The organism is Pseudomonas sp. 910_23 (genome assembly GCF_052850795.1).
This window is the reverse complement of the sequence record NZ_VXCZ01000034.1, coordinates 1-18,891: the sequence shown is the minus strand read 5'-3', so window position 1 is coordinate 18,891 and position 18,891 is coordinate 1. Positions and strand designations below refer to the sequence as shown.

Annotated in this window: 17 protein-coding genes; 7 read left to right on the top strand and 10 right to left on the bottom strand. The window is 61.6% G+C overall.

The window, feature by feature from the left end:
- Window positions 1–174: 174 nt before the first annotated feature.
- Window positions 175–873, bottom strand: coding sequence for an orotidine-5'-phosphate decarboxylase (gene pyrF, locus FW800_RS27055; protein ID WP_005786636.1), 699 nt, complete (start codon window positions 871–873; stop codon window positions 175–177).
- A gap of 257 nt (window positions 874–1,130) precedes the next feature.
- Here pyrF and FW800_RS27050 point away from each other — a divergent pair, with 257 nt between their 5' ends.
- The gene (locus FW800_RS27050) at window positions 1,131–1,895 is read left to right on the top strand and encodes a response regulator (RefSeq protein ID WP_032877075.1); all 765 of its coding nucleotides are present in this window, start codon (window positions 1,131–1,133) and stop codon (window positions 1,893–1,895) included.
- The gene (locus FW800_RS27045) at window positions 1,895–2,929 is read left to right on the top strand and encodes a sensor histidine kinase (protein ID WP_248129101.1); all 1,035 of its coding nucleotides are present in this window, start codon (window positions 1,895–1,897) and stop codon (window positions 2,927–2,929) included. The genes FW800_RS27050 and FW800_RS27045 overlap by 1 nt, the downstream gene beginning before the upstream one ends.
- Window positions 2,930–3,386: 457 nt before the next feature.
- Here the strand turns inward: FW800_RS27045 and FW800_RS27040 are convergent, their stop codons facing one another.
- From FW800_RS27040 to FW800_RS27000, 9 genes are all read right to left on the bottom strand, one after another.
- Window positions 3,387–4,451, bottom strand: a complete 1,065-nt coding sequence (locus tag FW800_RS27040; RefSeq protein WP_005786630.1) for an AI-2E family transporter — start codon at window positions 4,449–4,451, stop codon at window positions 3,387–3,389.
- A gap of 72 nt (window positions 4,452–4,523) precedes the next feature.
- Window positions 4,524–5,342 carry a DUF4892 domain-containing protein gene (locus FW800_RS27035; protein ID WP_078820738.1) on the bottom strand — a complete coding sequence of 273 codons (819 nt, stop codon included), beginning with the start codon at window positions 5,340–5,342 and terminating at the stop codon, window positions 4,524–4,526.
- 102 nt (window positions 5,343–5,444) lie between these two features.
- Complete coding sequence (locus FW800_RS27030; RefSeq protein WP_032877078.1) at window positions 5,445–6,299, bottom strand: alpha/beta hydrolase; 855 nt, start codon at window positions 6,297–6,299, stop codon at window positions 5,445–5,447.
- Window positions 6,296–7,099 carry an alpha/beta fold hydrolase gene (locus FW800_RS27025; RefSeq protein WP_446438841.1) on the bottom strand — a complete coding sequence of 268 codons (804 nt, stop codon included), beginning with the start codon at window positions 7,097–7,099 and terminating at the stop codon, window positions 6,296–6,298. The genes FW800_RS27030 and FW800_RS27025 overlap by 4 nt, the downstream gene beginning before the upstream one ends.
- A gap of 97 nt (window positions 7,100–7,196) precedes the next feature.
- Window positions 7,197–7,640 (bottom strand): hotdog fold thioesterase, encoded by a 444-nt coding sequence (locus FW800_RS27020; RefSeq protein WP_078820736.1) that lies wholly within the window; start codon window positions 7,638–7,640, stop codon window positions 7,197–7,199.
- A 30-nt stretch (window positions 7,641–7,670) separates the two neighbouring features.
- Window positions 7,671–9,320, bottom strand: coding sequence for an AMP-binding protein (locus FW800_RS27015; protein WP_446438840.1), 1,650 nt, complete (start codon window positions 9,318–9,320; stop codon window positions 7,671–7,673).
- 575 nt (window positions 9,321–9,895) lie between these two features.
- Window positions 9,896–10,351 carry a phosphohistidine phosphatase SixA gene (gene sixA / locus FW800_RS27010; RefSeq protein WP_032877082.1) on the bottom strand — a complete coding sequence of 152 codons (456 nt, stop codon included), beginning with the start codon at window positions 10,349–10,351 and terminating at the stop codon, window positions 9,896–9,898.
- Complete coding sequence (locus FW800_RS27005; protein ID WP_032877083.1) at window positions 10,348–10,695, bottom strand: DUF4389 domain-containing protein; 348 nt, start codon at window positions 10,693–10,695, stop codon at window positions 10,348–10,350. Before FW800_RS27005 ends, sixA begins: the two co-directional genes overlap by 4 nt.
- Window positions 10,696–10,705: 10 nt before the next feature.
- Complete coding sequence (locus FW800_RS27000; RefSeq protein ID WP_005786614.1) at window positions 10,706–11,731, bottom strand: NAD(P)H-dependent glycerol-3-phosphate dehydrogenase; 1,026 nt, start codon at window positions 11,729–11,731, stop codon at window positions 10,706–10,708.
- 195 nt (window positions 11,732–11,926) lie between these two features.
- On the opposite strand from FW800_RS27000, the gene FW800_RS26995 reads away from it, so the two are divergent.
- The 5 genes from FW800_RS26995 (at window position 11,927) to fabB (ending at window position 18,876) form a co-directional block, all read left to right on the top strand.
- Window positions 11,927–14,050 (top strand): TonB-dependent receptor plug domain-containing protein, encoded by a 2,124-nt coding sequence (locus FW800_RS26995; RefSeq protein WP_316247298.1) that lies wholly within the window; start codon window positions 11,927–11,929, stop codon window positions 14,048–14,050.
- Window position 14,051: 1 nt separating this feature from the next.
- A complete protein-coding gene (locus FW800_RS26990; protein WP_078820727.1) occupies window positions 14,052–14,981 on the top strand; it encodes an ABC transporter substrate-binding protein in 930 nt (309 codons plus the stop codon).
- On the top strand, window positions 14,978–16,879 hold the full coding sequence (locus tag FW800_RS26985) for an ATP-binding protein (protein ID WP_032877085.1): 1,902 nt from the start codon (window positions 14,978–14,980) through the stop codon (window positions 16,877–16,879). The genes FW800_RS26990 and FW800_RS26985 overlap by 4 nt, the downstream gene beginning before the upstream one ends.
- Window positions 16,880–17,128: 249 nt before the next feature.
- Entirely contained in the window at window positions 17,129–17,644 is a 516-nt protein-coding gene (gene fabA, locus FW800_RS26980) for a 3-hydroxyacyl-[acyl-carrier-protein] dehydratase FabA (RefSeq protein ID WP_122733760.1), read from the top strand.
- A gap of 11 nt (window positions 17,645–17,655) precedes the next feature.
- Window positions 17,656–18,876 carry a beta-ketoacyl-ACP synthase I gene (fabB, locus tag FW800_RS26975; RefSeq protein WP_005786601.1) on the top strand — a complete coding sequence of 407 codons (1,221 nt, stop codon included), beginning with the start codon at window positions 17,656–17,658 and terminating at the stop codon, window positions 18,874–18,876.
- Window positions 18,877–18,891 lie beyond the last annotated feature (15 nt).

The window sequence follows — 18,891 nt, the reverse complement described above, 5'->3', positions numbered from 1 at the left end:
TACCTAAATAACAGATATGTACTCGGTCTGATCCAAGATCCTGGTCGGCCCCAAGGCCGCCATCGGGAGCAAGCCCCCTCCCACAGGGTCCGGCGGCGTACAGAAGTTGTATAGATACCCATGGCTAACGGGGGCAAGCCCCCTCACACATTTTTTACCGTGTTCCCCTGAGTATCAGGCGATTTCGGCAACCACCGCGGCCAGTGCTTTGGCCGGATCCGCCGCCTGGCTGATCGGACGGCCGATCACCAGATAGTCCGAACCGGCATCCAGGGCCTGGCGCGGGGTCAGGATACGGCGCTGGTCATCCTGCGCGCTGCCCGCCGGGCGAATACCCGGCGTCACCAGTTGCAACGACGGGTGGGCGTTCTTCAGGGCCTGGGCTTCCAGGGCCGAGCATACCAAGCCATCGAGGCCGGCTTTCTGCGCCAGAGCCGCCAGGCGCAATACCTGCGTCTGAGGCTCGATATCCAGGCCAATACCGGCCAGGTCTTCGCGTTCCATGCTGGTCAGCACGGTCACGCCGATCAGCAGCGGTTTGGGGCCGCTGCGCTGTTCCAGCACTTCGCGGCACGCGCTCATCATGCGCAAGCCGCCGGAGCAGTGCACATTGACCATCCACACGCCCATTTCGGCCGCAGCCTTCACGGCCATTGCCGTGGTGTTGGGGATGTCATGGAATTTCAGGTCCAGGAACACTTCGAAGCCTTTGTCCCGCAGGGTGCCGACGATTTCCGCCGCGCAACTGGTGAACAGTTCCTTGCCGACCTTGACCCGGCATAGCGTGGGGTCCAACTGGTCAGCCAGCTTCAGTGCGGCGTCACGAGTGGGGTAATCCAGGGCGACGATGATAGGAGTCTGGCAGACGGACATTGGAATGGGCTCTCAGGCAAGTCGAAATCGGCGCGGATTGTAGCGCAAGCAGCGCCGTTGCGGGATCCGATGATCGGTAAATACTGATCAAGTGCCCGATACACGCGATTTCGAGCACTTGTTTCAAAGTCGATACATTCACGACACGCCCTCAACACGCCGCCCGGCTAGCCTCGCACACTATCGCACGCCCAGCATTTCCAGCCACGGCGCTGGGCGCCTATGCTGACAGCACTACTCAGGCAGATGATCGCACTATGCAGACCCCTTCCGTCCCCGTAAACGAAGAGCCTAAAGGCACGACGATCGCCGAAGACAAGCGCTGGACCACCCGTGCGCTGATCGTCGACGACGACGTGCCGATCCGCGAACTGCTGATCGACTACCTGGCGCGCTTCAATATCCTGGCCTCGGGCGTCACCGACGGCACCGCCATGCGCCAAGCCATGCAAGCCGAAACCTTCGATGTGGTAGTACTAGACCTGATGCTGCCGGGCGAGGACGGGTTGTCGCTGTGCCGCTGGCTGCGTGCCGAGTCGGACATTCCGATCCTGATGCTCACGGCCCGCTGCGAACCCACCGACCGCATCATCGGCCTGGAACTGGGCGCTGATGACTATATGTCCAAACCATTCGAGCCCCGGGAGCTGGTGGCCCGTATCCAGACCATCCTGCGCCGGGTGCGCGATGACCGCACCGAGCAACGGGCCAACATCCGCTTCGACACCTGGCGCCTCAACAGCGTACTGCGCCAGTTGGTGGCCGATGACGGCCTGGTGGTGCCGCTGTCCAACGCCGAGTTTCGCTTGCTGTGGGTGTTCATCGAACGCCCGCGCCGCGTATTGAGCCGCGAGCAACTGCTGGATGCGGCCCGTGGTCGCTCCATCGAAGCCTTTGATCGCAGCATCGACTTGCTGGTATCACGCCTGCGCCAGAAACTGGGAGATGACCCCAAGGCCCCGCAGTTGATCAAGACCGTACGCGGCGAAGGCTACCTGTTCGACGCCCGGGATATCGGTTGATGCGCGCCACCTTCAATACGCTGTTCGGGCGACTGTTCGGCCTATTGCTGGTGGCCATTGTGCTGGCCCACGTGCTGGCGCTCTTCTGGTTTCACCACTACGGCCGGCCACCGCCTCCGCTTCCCCAGGCGTTCGTCGAACAACCGGACGGCACCCTCAAACCGCTGCGCAAGGAACCTCGCCCTTGGTTTGGTGGCCCGCTGGTACCGCTGACGTTTCAATTCATCTCGTTGATCATTGCCGCCTGGTACGGCGCCAAGCTGCTGAGCCGGCCGATCCAGCGCCTGAGTGCCGCAGCCGAGCGCTTGAGCGTCGACCTCGACAGCCCGCCGCTGGTGGAATCCGGCCCGCGCGAGGCAAGGCAAGCGGCCTCGACCTTCAACCTGATGCAAAAGCGCATCCGCGAACAAGTCAGCCAGCGGGCACGTATGCTCGGTGCGGTCTCTCACGACCTGCGCACCCCGTTATCACGCCTCAAACTGCGCCTGGAACAGATCGAAGACACCAAACTGCAAGGCCAGATGCGTCAGGACCTGAACGACATGATCGATATGCTCGACGCCACCCTGAGCTACCTGCACGAACAACGCACCAGCGAAACGCGGCATTGGCTTGACGTTCAGGCACTGGTGGAGTCCCTCAGCGAGAACGCCCAGGACCAGGGCTGCGACGTGCAATTTTCAGGCACCTGCGCGCCCTTGCAAGTGCAGCCCATGGCCCTGCGCTCATGCCTCAACAACCTGATCGACAACGCGCTGCGCTATGCCGGCATGGCGCGAGTAGAACTGGCCGACAGCCGTGGCGCACTGGTGATCAGAGTGATCGATAACGGCCCGGGCATCGCCGCCGATAAACGCGAGGCGGTGTTCGAACCGTTCTTCCGGCTGGAGGGGTCACGCAACCGCAATTCCGGAGGGGTCGGTTTGGGGATGACCATTGCCAGAGAGGCCGTCGAGCGGCTTGGCGGGCACTTGAGCCTGGAGGACACGCCGGGGGGTGGGTTGACTGCGGTGATGTGGTTGCCGAGGGGCTGAGGCTTCTCCCTTCTACACAACTGTGCAGCTTGCCGCCCCCACGGTAACCACGATGCGAAGCGAGCCGCTCTTGATCTTGATCTGCTTTTGATCTTAGGCGCCCCGTTAAACCACGCTGGCCGGAATCCGACATGGATTTGGGGGGTAAACCGGCAGGGATGCCGGTTTAGCCGCCCCGCGCCATGGATGGCGCGTGGCGGCGCCCCCCCAAATCCATGGCGGATTACGGGCACACCGAGCCTAGGCGAGGTGCCGAGTGGTGGGGCAAGAGCGTTTGGGTTACTTTTGCGCTTTTCAAAAGTGACCCGCTGTAAAAGCGGAACCAATATCAGCCGTTACCCAAATAACGGATATGTACTCAGTCGGATCCAACATCCTGGCCGGCCCTGAGGCCGCCATCGGGAGCAAGCCCCCTCCCACAGGTGCCGCGTCACATCACATCCTGATGCCTAGCCCCTCAATTACACGGCTTGTCGTCACGACGCACTTGCGCCTGGGTAGCGCTCCAGTCCGTCAACAGGCTGTACGCCACCGCCAGCAGCGTCGGCCCGATAAACAGCCCGATAAAGCCAAAGGCGATCAACCCCCCAAACACCCCCAGCAGCACAATCACCAACGGCAGGTTACCGCCACGACTGATCAGATACGGCTTGAGCACGTTGTCCACACCGCTGATCACAAACGTACCCCATACCCCCAGGAACACCGCATAGGTGTAGTCCCCCTTCCACGCCAGCCAGGCCGTGGCCGGAATCCACACCAGCGGTGGGCCCATGGGGATCAGGCTGAGCAGGAAGGTAACAATACCCAGCACCAGCGCACCCGGCACGCCGGCGATCAGGAAGCCGATCAGCGCCAGCAAGGCCTGGGCCGCCGCAGTGCCGATCACACCATTGACCACCCGCTGCACCGTACCGGCCACCAGCTCGATGTAATAGCCGGCACGTTCACCGATCAGCCGTTCCAGCAGACGGTGCACAAACATCGCCAGGCGCGGCCCATCACGGTAGAAAAAGAACACGAAGACCAGGCTCAGGGTCAGCTCAAGAATACCGCCGCCAATTTGCGCACTGCGTGCCAGCAACCAGTTGCCGACCTGGCCGAGGTACGGCTTGATGCTGACCATCAGCGCCGCGCCTTGTTGGTCAATGCTGTCCCACATCGCCACCAGGCGCTCGCCGACGAACGGGATCGAGCCCAACCAGGTCGGCGCCTCGGGCAAGCCGTCAACCTGAATGTCTTTGATCAGCGCCACCGCATCGCGCACATGGTCGGCCAGGTTGAAACCCAGCCACACCAGCGGCACCGCCACCAGCAGCATCCAGCCCAAGGTCAGGATGCCAGCAGCCAGGGACTCCCGTCCGCCCAGCCAGCGAGTGAGCAAACGCATCAGCGGCCAACTGGCAAACGCCAGCACCGCACCCCAGAACAGCGCCGACCAGAACGGCGCCATGACCCAGAAGCTGGCGCCAAACAGCACCAGCAGCAGGATTTGCACCAGCAGGCGATCGTTATTGAGCATCGGGTATCTCGAGAATAAGGCTGTAGGAAGAGAGCTTAGGCGAACGGCACGGGTCCGTTCGCCTTGTAACGGTCAGCGTATCAGATGCAGGTGCAAACCCTTAGCGTCACCGCTGCCGGTTTCCAGGCGTGCGGCGCGTACGCCCTTGTCGACCAGGGCCTGGCGCCAGGCCTCGGCTTTCGGGCCGGTCAGGCTCACGCGCAAGGTGGTATCAAGGTTCAACCCACGGGAAATCAAGGTCAGCCAGGTGTCATCAGGCTCGGCGGCCAATGCAGGGAGATCCAGCTCGCCCGTGCTTTTGAGCTCTCGCAGCAGGGTGGCCGAGGTGGGTAGCAGATCGCCCAAGGGCGCGCTGGCATCGAGTTGCTCCACATGCAGGTAAGCGCGTCGGTTGCCGCGAGTAATGCCGTACAGCGCGACCAGCGAGTTGTTCTGCGGGGCGGCCAGGCGCAGCAGCAGGTATTCCTGCTGGCCGTCGGCCCCTACCAGCTTGGCGTTGCCGAACACTTCATTGGCCCACAGGCTGCTCTCGCCGCAATCGCGGGCCTGGCACCAGAACAACAGCTGCGCGCCCTTGGCCTGCAAAGCTTCGCGCGTTGCAGTAAAGGCGGCGCTGGAGCTGTGCTCCGCGGGCAATTCATAGGTGATTGCAGTGGCCTGGCCGCGCGCGGTGGCCTGGCCTTCGTAACGCAACTGGCCGCTGATCTTGCGGATCGCACCCATGGGGTATATGCGTTCCTTCTCTTCAGCGGGGCGATAGTCGACTATTTGCGCGTCAACCTGGCGGGACACGGCAGGTAAATCCTGGCTGCCGGGTATATCGGCGGCAAACACCAGGGGGCTGAAACAGCAAAGGCCAAGGGCACGGATACATCCTTTACCCAGGCTCATCGGATCGATAGGCCCTGGCCAATGGAGGTCACAGCGATGTTGAGTGTGTTCATGGTTGACTCCCTTTCAATCCGCCCAGCCTCGGCAGTTGACCCCGCCAAGTCAAGGCGTGGAGAAGAACCGATTGAAACAGTCTGCAACAAGAGCGGCGCCGGACTCATCATTCAGGTGCAAATGATGGCCACCTGGCAGCGTAGTAACGCTGAAGGGTAGCTGAGAAAGCAATTCGGCATGTTTCGCCAACATGCCGTCAGCCGCCACCACCAACTGCGCCGGGCAACTGACGCGACGCACAAAAGCCATGGCCTGCTCATCGGTCAGACGCATCGGCGATGCCAGGGTCAGGCGACTGTCGCTGCGCCAGGTGTAACCGTCCGGTACCGGCATCAAACCGCGCTGGGCCAGCAGTTGCGCCGCTTCACGACTGACCGCCACCACGCCCTTCATTCGCGCTTCAACCGCTTTTTCGAGGGTGTTGTAGACTGGCTTGCGCTTTTCTTGCAGGTTCAGTTGCGCCTGCAAGGCCATGCCCAGACGCTCGGCTGCATTCTCGCCGCTGGCGGTCGGCGGGATCACACCGTCGATCAAACCCAGGTGCGTCACTCGCTCCGGCAGCGCCCCGGCCAACACCAGCGAGACGATGGCGCCCAGGGAGTGGCCAAGTAATGCAAAACGTTTCAACCCCAGTTGTTCGGCCACCTGCAGCACGTCGTAGACATAATCCCACAAGGCGTAACCGGCGCCTGCCGGGCGATGGGCCGAATGCCCGTGCCCAGCCATATCCAGAGCGATGATGCGCAACCCGTGCAGCTTCGGCGCCAGGCGCGCAAAACTGTTGGCGTTGTCCAGCCAGCCATGCAGGGCAATCACTGGCAGGCCATCCTCGGGCCCGAACAGGTGCGCGGCCAATTCGATATGCCCCAGGCTCAGGCGAACCTCTTCGACCGGTGTACTCATGCGCAACTGCGCTCGCGGGCTTGCCAGCGGGCGAACAGGTTCTTGATCAAGGCAGCCGTGTCCTGGGGGCGTTCGAGGGGGAACATATGACCGCCTGGCATAGTGAGCATTTCGCCCATGGGCAAGCGGCCGACGCCGCTGGCATGGTGACGCATGACCACTCGGCTCTGGCGACCACGCACCACGGCCAGTGGCACTTTCAGCTGGCGTACCTGGCCCGGGCTGGTGTGCGGCACGCCGCGGTAGATGCTGATTTCGGTGGCCGGGTCGAAGCGCAGGCGCAGGCGGTCGCCGACTTGCTGCAAGCCATGCTGCAAATACGCGTCAAAGCATTCGGGGTCGAAGCCACGAAACAGGGTTTTGCCGGCGAAGTAGCTGCGCGCGGTGTCCAGGTCGGTGAATTCTTCACGCCGGCCAAGGGTACGTCCGGCCGGTGTCAGTCGATCGATAAAACCAAAGCGCTTGGCGGCGCGGATCACCCAGCGGTCGGCACGGGTGAGCACCGGCGAATCCAACATCACCACGCCACGGTACAACTGCGGGCAACGCATGGCCGCGTACAAATGCAGCACGCCACCGAGGGAATGGCCGACGCCCCACACGGGTTCCGGCTGTTGCTCAAGGTGGTGGATCAACTCGTCCACCAGATTCTGCCAGTTATCATCCACCGGGAACCTGGGGTCGTGACCGTGCTGGGGCAGATGCGCCACCTTATATTCCGGGGCCAGCGCGGCAAACAGCTTGCCGTAGGTGGCCGAAGGGAAGCCATTGGCGTGGGTAAAAAACACGTGCTGCGACATACAGGTTCCATCGATAAAAACAGAGGTTGATTGTCACCATACCGGCCGCCTACAGCAATGACTGTAACTGCCAGGAATGATGACACTCACGCCACGCCTATCGTGCCGGCGGGTTTTCGCCCAGCGGCACCACGGCCATGGTCAGGCGCGAGACGCAACTGGCCTTGCCATCATCGCTGCTCAGGCGGATATCCCATACCTGTGTGGTGCGCCCGATATGAATGGCTTTGGCCACCGCCGTCACCCGCCCGCTGCGCACGCCACGCAGGTGGTTGGCATTGACCTCAAGGCCCACGCAATAAAACTTGCTGGCGTCGATGCACAGGTAAGCAGCCATGGAGCCGACGCTCTCGGCCAACACCACCGAGGCGCCACCATGCAGCAGGCCGTAGGGCTGATGGGTGCGGTGATCGACCACCATGCTGGCAGTGAGGGAGTGCTCGTCGAAGCTTTCGAAACGAATATCGAGCAACTCACCGATGGTGTTTTTCTGGATCGCGTTGAGTTGTTCGATATTCGGTTGGGTGCGCCACAGGCTCATAGGGTTGTCCTTGTTGGTTTTATTACGATCCTAATCCTGCCACAGAACGGTTTCAGAGCGCTCGCTCCAAGTGTGCAAATGTGGCCCGTACGTCGACTCGATCACGTTGCGCTTGATCTTCAAGGTCGGCGTGAGAAAGCCGTTTTCCACCGCCCAGTTGTCTTTCACCACCACCAATTGGCGCAAGCGCTCATGTTTATCCAGCCCGGCGTTGACCTGTGCCAGCCAGTGGTCAAGGTGGGTTTCAAGCGTTTGGCGGGCTTGGCCCTGTGCCGACAACACGCATAGCCCGATCGGTGCGCCAAGCCCCTCGCCGACTACACACACCTGTTCGATGCGTGCATGTTCGGCCAGGCGATTTTCAATCGGCGCCGGGGCCACGTATTTGCCTTTGCTGGTCTTGAAAATCTCCTTGAGGCGCCCGGTCAAGCGCAGACGACCGTCTGCGTCCTGCTCACCCTTGTCGCCGGTACGCAGGAAGCCATCTTCGGTAAGGGTCTCAGCGGTTTTTTGCGGGTCCTTGAAGTAGCCCAGCATGGTCGCGCCGCTGCGTACCTGCACTTCGCCTGATGGGTCGATGCGCACTTCTACGCCTGGGCAGGGCAGGCCAATCCAACCCAGCGTCTGTGCACCGGGGCGGCATACATGGGAATAGCCGCAGTTTTCGCTCATGCCGTACACCTCCAGCACGTCCAGGCCAAGGCGCTGATACCAACCCAGCAACGCCTCGGGCACGGGTGCCGCACCGGACAGGGCAATACGCAGTGCATCCAGCCCCAGTCCCGCGAGCACTTTATGACCGACGCGCTTGCCGATAAAAGGCAGGCGTAACAGGGTGTCGAGGCGTTTTTCCGGGATCTTGGCATAGACACCCAACTGGAACCTGGTCCAGATACGTGGCACGCCAAACAAGGCCGTCGGCCGTGCCCTGCGCAAATCTTGCAGGAAGGTATCCAGGTTTTGCGCAAAAAATACGGTTTGCCCGGTGTAGATCGCCGCCATTTCCACAAACATGCGTTCGGCGACGTGGCACAGCGGCAGGTAGGACAGCAACCGATCGCCCTCCCCCAGGCCGAACAACTCGGTGCCGCGGGTGGCAGCGAAGCCCAGTGCCCCGAACGTTTGCATCACACCCTTCGGCAAACCGGTCGTCCCGGAGGTGTAGACGATGGTGGCCAGTGTCGAGCCAAGGGGTTCGGGGTGGTCCTGGATCGGTGAGCAGGCTTGCAGGTCCGCCCAGCTGAAATCGAACGTCCCCGCCGGGCACAGCGGCAGGCTAATGGTTGGCACACCCGCTGGCACACCCGGCGCCATTGCCGGCCAGTCATCGAGCTTGCCGATCAACGCCAACGCCGCCTCGGAATGGGTCAGCACATGGGCGACAGAGTCAGCGGTGAGGTTGGGATAAAGCGGCACCGAAACGTGCCCGGCCATCCAGATCGCCAGATCGGCGATGATCCAATGTGCGCAGTTTTTCGAGATCAGGGCGATGTGCGAACCTTGGGGCAAGTCACGTGCACGCAACCAGTGGGCAGCGCACCGGGCCTGGTGGCCGACATCGCCCCAGGTGAGGGTCTGCACCTCGCCACCGTCAATGGGCTGCACCAGAAAAACCTTACGCGGGTGCCGCGCTTCACGCTCGAAGAAGACCTGCAACGGCAAACGAAAAGCGACAGGCATGGGACGCGCTCCTTTGTGATCCGAGATACAGCCAACCAAGCACTTGCTTGGCTGACTGTATAGCACACACAAAGCCAACCATTTCTCAGGGAACACAGAACAGTCAACCGTAACCACGATGCGAAGCGAGCCGCTCTTGCTCTTGATCTGCTTTTGATCTCAGGCGCCCCGTCAAACCACGCTGGCCGGAATTCGACAGGGATTTGGGGGGTAAACCGGCAGGGATGCCGGTTTAGCCGCCCCGCGCCATGGATGGCGCGTGGCGGCGGCCCCCCAAATCCATGGCGGATTACGGGCACACCGAGCCTAAGCGAGGTGCCGAGTGGTGGGGCAAGAGCGCTTTGGTTACTTTCGCGCTTTTCGAAAGTGACCCGCTGTAAGAGCGGAACCAATATCAGCCGTTACCGCAGCAATGGATATGTACTCGATTTGATCCAACATCCTGGCCGGCCCTCAGGCCGCCATCAGGGGCAAGCCCCCTCCCACATTTGGACCCCAGCACATCAGATATCGATTCGGCGAATTACAGGTCGTCACGGGAGCAAGCTCCCTCGCCACAGGCCCAGCCTCGCCCCTTATGCCTCGGGATTCTTCACCCCCACCAGACTCATCAAACCCGCCAGCGGAAAATCCCCCTCAAGCTCCGCCAGGCTGGCCGTATACATCGGCTGTGGCTGGCGCTGATGCCCATGCTGCAAAAAACTGATCAAACTGCCCACCAAAGGCTGATGGCTGACCAGCAACACGTTGTCATCAGTATCAAGCTCCCTCAGCACCTGCTGAACATCACCATCAGGCGTCAGCCACGGCACCGTGCGCACATCCGGCTCGAACCCCAAAACTCCGCGCACCAATTGAGCCGTCTGCTGCGCCCGCACATAAGGGCTGGCGATGATGGCACTGAGAGGCTGCCCGATCAGGTGCGCAGCGCTGAGCAATACTTCGGCACGGCCATGCTCGGTAAGATTGCGTTCAGCGTCCGTGCGGGCGTGCACCTGGGCCTCCCCGTGGCGCAAAACCCACAACTTCATAGCTTTGGCTCTTCATCACGCACCGGGTGCGGTGCTGGCGGCACGCTGTGGGCGGCTTCGCCTTCGGGTGCACGCGGGGCTGGCCAATCGGCAAACGGCCAAGGCTTTTGGTCGGTGTGGAAGCTACCGAAGCGGCCGATCTGCGCCAGGAACTGGCTGAGGCTATCGCCAAAATTCATCAGGCCCAGGTTCGGCGCACCGTAGACAAGCCGGTAAATCAATTGCACCACCACCAACGCGCCGAGCAGCAATTGCGCCACCTGCCACACCAGCGCAAACGCCAGCATCCACAGAATGCGCAAGGCAATCGACTCATATTTGGGGGCTGCTTTCGGATCGTTCATGGCGCGTTCCTCAGTTGAAACCACTGGTAGAAATAAAGTCGACATCGGTCTTGGGCTCGGCCCGCATCAGCAACTCGATGACCTGCTCCAAGGTGCGCCCTTCGAACAGGATCGCGTGCAAACCGGCGACCAGCGGCATATACACCCCCACTTCCTGGGCCTTGGCCTTCAATACCTTGAGGGTGTTGACCCCTTCGGCCACTTCACCCAGACGCGTCACAGCGTCTTCCAGGCTCAGCCCTTGGCCCAGGGCAAAACCTACCTGATAGTTGCGGCTTTTGGGCGATGAGCAGGTGACGATCAAGTCACCCACGCCCGCAAGGCCCAGGAACGTCATCGGGTTGGCACCCTGGTTCACCGCAAAGCGGGTCATCTCGGCCAGCGCACGGGTGATCAGCATACTCTTGGTGTTTTCACCCATGCCCAAGGCGACGGCCATGCCGGCAATGATCGCGTAGACGTTTTTCAGCGCCCCGCCCAACTCGACACCAAAGCGATCGGCGCTGGCGTAGACCCGGAAGGTGCGGCCATGCAGCACGGCCTGTACCTGCTCACACAAGGCGTCGTCTTCACTGGCAACCACCGTGGCGGTCAAGGCGTGTTCGGCCACCTCCCGCGCCAGGTTCGGGCCGGACAGCACGCCAATGCGGGCCAGTGGGGCAATCTCGGTGAGGATTTCACTCATCAGTTTGAAGGTCTGGGCCTCAATGCCTTTGGTCAGGCTGACCAGCAACTTGCCTGCCAAGCGCTCGGCGTGCGGCGCCAGCACTGAGCGCAACGCACTGGAGGGCAGCGCGACGAAGCACAGGTCGCACGCAGTGAGCGTTTCCAGCAGGTCGGTAACCGGTTCGACAGCTGGATGAATCTTGATGCCTTTAAGGTAACGGGGGTTTTCCCGGTGCACGCGAATGGCTTCAGCCTGCTCGGGGTCGCGCATCCACTGACGCACGGCGTGGCCGTTCTCGGCCAGCAGGTTAGCCACGGCGGTGCCAAAACTTCCGCCTCCCAGGACCGCAATAGGGCGCTGTTGAGTCATATGCAATCCGTTAATCCATACCAATGGCGATTGCGGCATTATACGGGCCGCCCGGCTTGCGGCCAGCCCCCGTATCAATTCGCGCACTTGTCGGAAAATGCCACGTTTGTACGAAGTAATTGCAAGTCCGACGACTGGCAAATAGCCCCACCTCAGTTAACATGGGCGGCTATCCGTCATTAACAAGGCCGTGCCGTGTACCTGGGCCCTCCTCCTCGCTCATCTCTATGGTTGATGCTGTTGTGCAGCGTACCTGCCCTGGCTGACGATCTGTTTCTCGACAGCCAGCCGCTGCCGCAGGTGTTGACCGCCACGCGCCTCAAGCAATCGGCCGCCGCCGTGCCCGGCAGCATGACGGTGATCGACAGTGAGCTGATCAAGGCCAGCGGCGCCCGGGACATCGCCGAACTGCTGCGCCTGGTGCCCGGGATGATGGTCGGCTATACCACCGGCAACCAGGCGTCGGTCAACTACCACGGCACCAGCGCCAGTGATGCGCGGCGGATGCAGGTGCTGATCGACGGGCGTTCGGTGTACCGCGCCGGCCTGGCCACGGTGGACTGGAGCGATATCCCGGTGGCCATGGAAGATATCGAACGCATTGAGGTATTTCGCGGCCCCAATACCGTCAGCTATGGCGCCAATGCACTAATGGCGGTGGTCAATATCCTCACCCGTTCCCCCGCCAACAGCCAGGGCTCGCGGGTGAAGGTCACCCGCGGCGAACGGGGGATCAACGACTTCTATGCCAGCCAGGGCGTGGGCTGGGAAACCGGCGATTTGCGCTTATCCCTGTCCGGGCAACAGGACGACGGTTTTGACAGCGACGCGGTCGGCGCCGACCGCCGTGACGGTCGCCGTCTCAACCGTTTCAGCCTGGCAGTGAGCCAGACGCTGAACGCGCAACAAAGTATCGACTGGCAACTCAATGCCAAGGAAGGCACCAATCAGCGCCCTTATACCTACACCCCGGTGTTTGACGGGATCAGCGAAGGCGGCAGCAATTCCGATGTTGTCGCCAAGGACTACGCTGGCTCTTTGCGCTGGAATTTCGACTTCAATCCCGATCACAGTCTGTATATCCAGGGTTCAGCCCAGCAATGGGACCGCCGACAGGTCTGGAAAGCCTGTGATGCCAAGGTCTCGTTCAGCCCGCAGCTGACCCAGTTGTGGCAACTGAACCCCAACTATGCCGAACTGTTGGCGCGGCACATGGACACCTACAGCCAAGGCTCTCCACCCCCGGGAAGCGCCGCCGAGCAGGCATTGGCCAACCAGGTGCTGGATCAATGGAAGAACCACGGCGGCAAGGACACCGTCTGCGGCGATATCGACCAAAGCACCCGCGAAAGCCGCTACGACGTGGAGATCCAGGACACCTTGAGCCTATCCGACAGCTTGCGCCTGGTCAGCGGCATCAACTATCGCTATGACCGCGCCGACTCGGACACCTACTTCAATGGAACCCTGGACGACACCACCTGGCGCCTGTTCGGGCACCTGGAATGGCGGGCCAGCGAACACTGGCTGCTGCAGGGTGGCGCCATGTACGAAGACAGTCACCTGAGCGGCGACTCACTGACGCCGCGTGTGGCGGTCAATTACCTGATCAACCCGCGTCACGGGTTGCGGGCGGTTTACTCCGAGGCGATCCGCTCGCCGGACATGTTCGAGAACAACGTCAATTGGAGCTACCGCGTCAACAACCTCAGCTCCCCGGCCTACGGACAAAACTCCGGGCAATATTTTGTCGTGACGCGCGGCCCTGGCGACCTCGACAAAGAGTTGATGCGCTCCCGGGAACTGGGCTACAACGGGTTCTTTGCCGACCTGGGGCTGAATGTCGACGTGAAGCTGTTCTATGACGAAATCACCGACATGATCAGCTCGCCGCTGCGCAACAACCAATACATCGCCAGCAACGCCAACAGCTCGCGCTTTACCGGTGCCGAATCACAGTTCGACTGGCGCATGAGCAACACCGACCGCCTGCGCCTGACCTACGCTTATGTCGACGCTACTTCCAGCAACCCACGGGACAAGGCGCAAACCGCGCGCAACAGCGGCTCGGCCGGTTGGCTGCGCGAGTGGGGCCAGGGGTGGTCCAGCGCCCTGTTCTACTATGGCGACGACGCTCTTAACCAGTATCGCTTCCAACGGGTCGACCTGCGGGTAGCCAAACGCATTGCCGTGGGCAAAACCAATGTGGAGCTGGCCGGCATGTTGCAGCAACGCCTTGATGACCAGCCCACCACCTGGGCCGACAATAATTACGACCATCGTCACGTTCTCTACTTCAGCGCCGAGCTGGACTTCTGACATGGCCGATCAGTCACGGATGACCCTCTTGCTGCTTTCACGATTGTGGCGCCGTGGCGTGCTGCTCGCGTGCCTGCTGCTGGCGGTGCCGGCGTGGAGTGCCGATATCCTGCTGACGGCTGCCGAAGACGGCGCCGGGGTGCAAGCCTTCACCCAGGCCCTTGCCCAGCAGCGCCCCGACGACCGGGTCAGCTTCACCCCGCTCAAGGACTTGCCGACACCGAGCCAGTTGCCCGCCGGCACTCGCTTGATCCTCCTGGACCTGCCCAGCCTCGATTGGCGCCTGCTGGATACCCAGGGACCGCCGACCCTGGTGCTGCGCATCAGCCGTCTGCAGGCGCGGCAACGCCTGGGCAATACGCACCCGGCCAAAATCAGCCTGCTATGGAGCGACCCGCCGCTGGAGCGTCAGTTGCGCCTGATCGCCGACACCCTGCCGCAGGCACGACGCATCGGTGTGCTTTACGGTGCCGACAGTGAATTCCTGCTGCGCGAGCTGATCCGGTTTGCCACCCCCCTGGGCCTGGAAATCGTGCCTCAGCTCTGGGACAACACCAGTGACAGCCGCCCGCTGCAAACCCTGTTCAAGAACAGCGATGTGCTGCTCGGCCTTGACGACCCGCAACTGTACAACCCCAAAACGGTAAAGAACCTGTTGCTGAGCAGCTACGCCCAGCAACTGCCCCTGATAGGGCCCAATGCCGGGTTTGTCCGGGCCGGCAGCCTGGCCAGCACCTACAGCGATCAGCCCGACTGGCTTGCCGTGCTCGACCGCCTGCTGGATCACCCGCCGGCCAATTGGCCGCACACGTTGTACCCGCAACACTTCAAAGTCGTGGGCAACCCGCAAGTCGCGCGCTCACTGGGCATCGAACAGGTTGATGAAACCGCCGTCGCCGCCCGCTTGGCCGAAGGAGAGAAACGCCCATGACCTTGCGTCGCCGTTGGGATATCAACACCCGCACCCAGCTCATTACCCTGGGCCCCGCGTTATTGTTGACCCTGCTGTTGATCAGCTTCTTTACCTTCGTACGGATCCAGGATTTGCGCCAGGAGCTGGACCACACCGGCCAATTGATCGCCAACCAACTGGCGCCCGCGACTGAGTATGGAGTGATTTCCGGCAACAACGATGTGCTTGAAGCGCTGCTGCGTGCGACCTTGGCCACGCCTCACGTGCGCTTCCTGGAAATTCAGAACAGCGCCGAAAACATTCTGGTGTATGTCGAGCAGCCGTCGGAAAGACATGACCGCTCGCTGTCCGTGAAAGTGTTCCAGGCGCCAATCCGCCTGCAACACATCCAGCTCAACAATGACTTTTTTCAGGACAACCTCAACGAACCCAAGGCACCCCGAGCCGACTACCTGGGGCGGGTGATTGTCGGCATGTCCAATGACGCGTTCAGCCAGCGCCAGCAGGAAATCCTGTTCAAGGCCGGGATCCTGGCGCTGTTCGCCTTGCTGTTTACCTTCCTGCTGGCACGACGCCTGGCGGCAAGCCTGTCGCAACCAATAAGCGCGATGGGCCATGCGGTCAAGGCTATCCAGCAAGGCGATTACAAAACCCCGCTACCGATTGTCGATGACTCGGAGCTGGGTGACCTTTCGCGGCATATCAACAACCTGGCCGAAGGCCTGAACCAGGCCAGTCGCGAGCAGCAACAAGCCATGGCCCAGTTGATCCAGACCCGCGAGGAGGCCGAGCGCGCGAACAATGCCAAATCGGATTTCCTGGCGATGATGAGCCATGAACTGCGCACGCCCATGAACGGCGTGCTGGGCATGTTGCAACTACTGGAAACCACCGACATGACTGCCGAACAGACCGAGTACGCGGCGCTGGCCTCCGAGTCCACCGAGCACCTGCTCAAGGTGATCAACGACATCCTCGACTTCTCACGCATTGAGCGCGCCGCCCTGGAACTGGAACATATCGCGTTCAACCTTGCCGACCTGATCAACAGTTGCGCCCAAGCCTTCCAGCACAGTGCCCAGCAACGCGGGCTGAGCCTGGAGCTGCCGATTCCTGCGGGCATGGAGGCCCTACGGGTGCGAGGCGATCCGACGCGGATCCGGCAGATCCTGGTAAACCTGATCGGTAATGCGTTGAAATTTACCGAACGCGGCAGCGTGACCGTCGAGCCCCATTGGCAAACCCTGGACCACGAACTGGTGTGGTTCACCTGCACCGTGCGCGACAGCGGTATCGGTATTTGCGCCGAACGCCTGGAGCTGATGTTCGATGCGTTCCAGCAGGCCGACAGCTCCATTTCCAGACGCTACGGCGGGACTGGCCTGGGCTTGCCCATCGCCCGCACCCTGGCCGAACGCATGGGTGGCACCTTGCGGGCCCAAAGCGAAGAAGGCCGGGGCTCGGTGTTTACCCTGGAAATCCCGCTGGCCATCGATCAGCAACAAGTACAGGCCATTACGCCCGACGCCCTCGGCAAGGCCAGTGCCGGCGACGGACGCCACGTATTGCTGGTGGAAGACAACCCGGTCAACCGTACCGTGGTCGAAGCAATGCTGCGCAGCCTGGGCTTTGAAGTCAGCCTGGCCACCGACGGCGCCGAGGCGATCCGCAGCGCCGAGAGCCTGATCTTCACTGCTATCCTGATGGATTGCCGGCTGCCATTGATCGACGGCTACGAAGCCACTCGCCAGATTCGCCAACTGCCTGGCTGCGCCGATCTGCCGATCATCGCCCTGACGGCCAATGCCTTGCAGGGCGACCGCGAAGCCTGTCTGGCAGCCGGAATGAACGATTACCTGGCCAAGCCGTTCAAACGCACGGATTTGCAGCAAATCCTGCAACGCTGGGTGCAATAGCGCCGCGCCATCAACCAACTGCGACTGGCGTGAAAGACGAAAGTGCGGCAGTCTTAGGCACCCGAACGGGCCGATAAACAGGTCCGGTTTAAAATTTCAGTGAACAAGTGTACATTGAGTGCCTTGCCGCTGTGACTTTCACTACAACGCAATAGTCTATGTGTAGGCTGCCGCTATGAGGCATGAACGCTTCATTCGGTTCGGGAAGATTTGCCCAACCCAGCCGCATGGGATTATTGAGGAGCTCGCATGACCAAACAAAACGCCTTTACTCGGGAAGACCTGCTGCGCTGCAGTCGCGGTGAGCTGTTCGGCCCAGGTAACGCGCAACTGCCCGCCCCGAACATGCTGATGGTGGATCGCATCACCCATATCAGCGAAGAAGGTGGCAAGTACGGCAAAGGTGAATTGGTCGCCGAGCTGGATATCACCCCGGACCTCTGGTTCTTCGCCTGCCATTTCGAAGGCGACCCTGTGATGCCAGGCTGCCTGGGCCTCGACGCCATGTGGCAACTGGTCGGCTTCTACCTGGGCTGGCAAGGCCTGCCGGGCCGCGGTCGCGCCCTGGGTTCGGGCGAAGTGAAGTTCTTTGGCCAAGTCCTGCCGACCGCCAGGAAAGTCACCTACAACATTCAAATCAAGCGCGTCCTCAAGGGCAAGCTGAACCTGGCCATCGCCGACGGTTCGGTGACTGTCGACGGTCGCGAGATCTATACTGCCGAAGGCCTTCGGGTCGGCGTATTCACTTCCACTGACAACTTTTAAGGGTTATCCGCATGCGCCGCGTCGTTATCACTGGTCTGGGCATCGTTTCTTGCCTGGGCAATGACAAAGAGACCGTCACCGCTAACCTGCGTGCAAGTCGCCCTGGCATCCGCTTCAACCCGGAATATGCCGAAATGGGTCTGCGTAGCCAGGTTTCCGGCTCCATCGACCTGCCCCTCGAAGAACTGATCGATCGCAAGATCTATCGCTTCGTCGGCCACGCTGCCGCCTACGCCTACCTGGCCATGAAAGACGCGATCGCCGATTCGGGCCTGAGCGAAGACCAGGTTTCGAACGTACGCACCGGCCTGATTGCCGGCTCCGGCGGCGCATCGACCCTCAACCAGATGGAAGCGCTGGATATCCTGCGCGAAAAAGGCGTGAAGCGCGTTGGCCCGTACCGTGTAACGCGGACCATGGGCAGCACCGTTTCCGCCTGCCTGGCGACGCCGTTCGCCATCAAGGGCGTGAACTACTCGATCTCCTCCGCGTGCGCCACCAGCGCCCACTGCATCGGGACTGCCGTTGAGCAGATCCAGCTGGGCAAGCAGGACATCGTATTCGCCGGCGGCGGTGAAGAAGAACATTGGAGCCAGTCGTTCCTGTTCGACGCCATGGGCGCACTGTCCACCCAGTACAACGAAACCCCAGAGAAAGCCTCTCGCGCCTACGACGCCAAGCGTGACGGTTTCGTCATCGCCGGCGGTGGCGGCATGGTCGTGGTTGAAGAGCTGGAACACGCTCTGGCCCGCGGCGCCAAGATCTACGCGGAAATCGTCGGCTACGGCGCGACGTCCGACGGCTACGACATGGTTGCCCCAAGCGGCGAAGGCGCGATCCGCTGCATGCAGATGGCCATGTCCACCGTTGATACCCCAATCGACTACCTGAACACCCACGGCACCTCGACTCCGGTCGGCGACGCCAAGGAAATGGAAGGCGTGCGCGCGGTATTCGGCGACAAGGCTCCGGCCATCAGCTCTACCAAGAGCCTGTCGGGTCACTCCCTGGGCGCCGCCGGCGTTCACGAAGCGATCTACTGCCTGCTGATGATGGAAGGCAACTTCATGGCCGGCTCGGCCAACATCGACGAGCTGGACCCAGCCGTTGCTGATATGCCGATCCTGACCAAGACCCGTGAAGATGCAAAAATCGACACCGTGATGAGCAACAGCTTCGGCTTCGGTGGCACCAATGCCACCCTGGTGCTGAAACGCTGGCAGGGCAAGTAAGCCTCGCAGGTTGAT

Excerpts from the sequence above, each read along its gene's own strand:
- fabB (WP_005786601.1), top strand. The coding sequence starts at position 17,656 with ATGCGCCGCGTCGTTATCACTGGTCTGGGCATCGTTTCTTGCCTGGGC.
- FW800_RS27045 (WP_248129101.1), top strand. The coding sequence starts at position 1,895 with ATGCGCGCCACCTTCAATACGCTGTTCGGGCGACTGTTCGGCCTATTG.
- FW800_RS27000 (WP_005786614.1), bottom strand. The coding sequence starts at position 11,731 with ATGACTCAACAGCGCCCTATTGCGGTCCTGGGAGGCGGAAGTTTTGGC.
- fabA (WP_122733760.1), top strand. The coding sequence starts at position 17,129 with ATGACCAAACAAAACGCCTTTACTCGGGAAGACCTGCTGCGCTGCAGT.
- sixA (WP_032877082.1), bottom strand. The coding sequence starts at position 10,351 with ATGAAGTTGTGGGTTTTGCGCCACGGGGAGGCCCAGGTGCACGCCCGC.
- FW800_RS27020 (WP_078820736.1), bottom strand. The coding sequence starts at position 7,640 with ATGAGCCTGTGGCGCACCCAACCGAATATCGAACAACTCAACGCGATC.
- FW800_RS27050 (WP_032877075.1), top strand. The coding sequence starts at position 1,131 with ATGCAGACCCCTTCCGTCCCCGTAAACGAAGAGCCTAAAGGCACGACG.
- FW800_RS27005 (WP_032877083.1), bottom strand. The coding sequence starts at position 10,695 with ATGAACGATCCGAAAGCAGCCCCCAAATATGAGTCGATTGCCTTGCGC.
- FW800_RS27030 (WP_032877078.1), bottom strand. The coding sequence starts at position 6,299 with ATGAGTACACCGGTCGAAGAGGTTCGCCTGAGCCTGGGGCATATCGAA.
- FW800_RS27025 (WP_446438841.1), bottom strand. The coding sequence starts at position 7,099 with ATGTCGCAGCACGTGTTTTTTACCCACGCCAATGGCTTCCCTTCGGCC.
- FW800_RS27015 (WP_446438840.1), bottom strand. The coding sequence starts at position 9,320 with ATGCCTGTCGCTTTTCGTTTGCCGTTGCAGGTCTTCTTCGAGCGTGAA.
- FW800_RS27040 (WP_005786630.1), bottom strand. The coding sequence starts at position 4,451 with ATGCTCAATAACGATCGCCTGCTGGTGCAAATCCTGCTGCTGGTGCTG.
- pyrF (WP_005786636.1), bottom strand. The coding sequence starts at position 873 with ATGTCCGTCTGCCAGACTCCTATCATCGTCGCCCTGGATTACCCCACT.
- FW800_RS27035 (WP_078820738.1), bottom strand. The coding sequence starts at position 5,342 with ATGAGCCTGGGTAAAGGATGTATCCGTGCCCTTGGCCTTTGCTGTTTC.
- FW800_RS26985 (WP_032877085.1), top strand. The coding sequence starts at position 14,978 with ATGACCTTGCGTCGCCGTTGGGATATCAACACCCGCACCCAGCTCATT.
- FW800_RS26990 (WP_078820727.1), top strand. The coding sequence starts at position 14,052 with ATGGCCGATCAGTCACGGATGACCCTCTTGCTGCTTTCACGATTGTGG.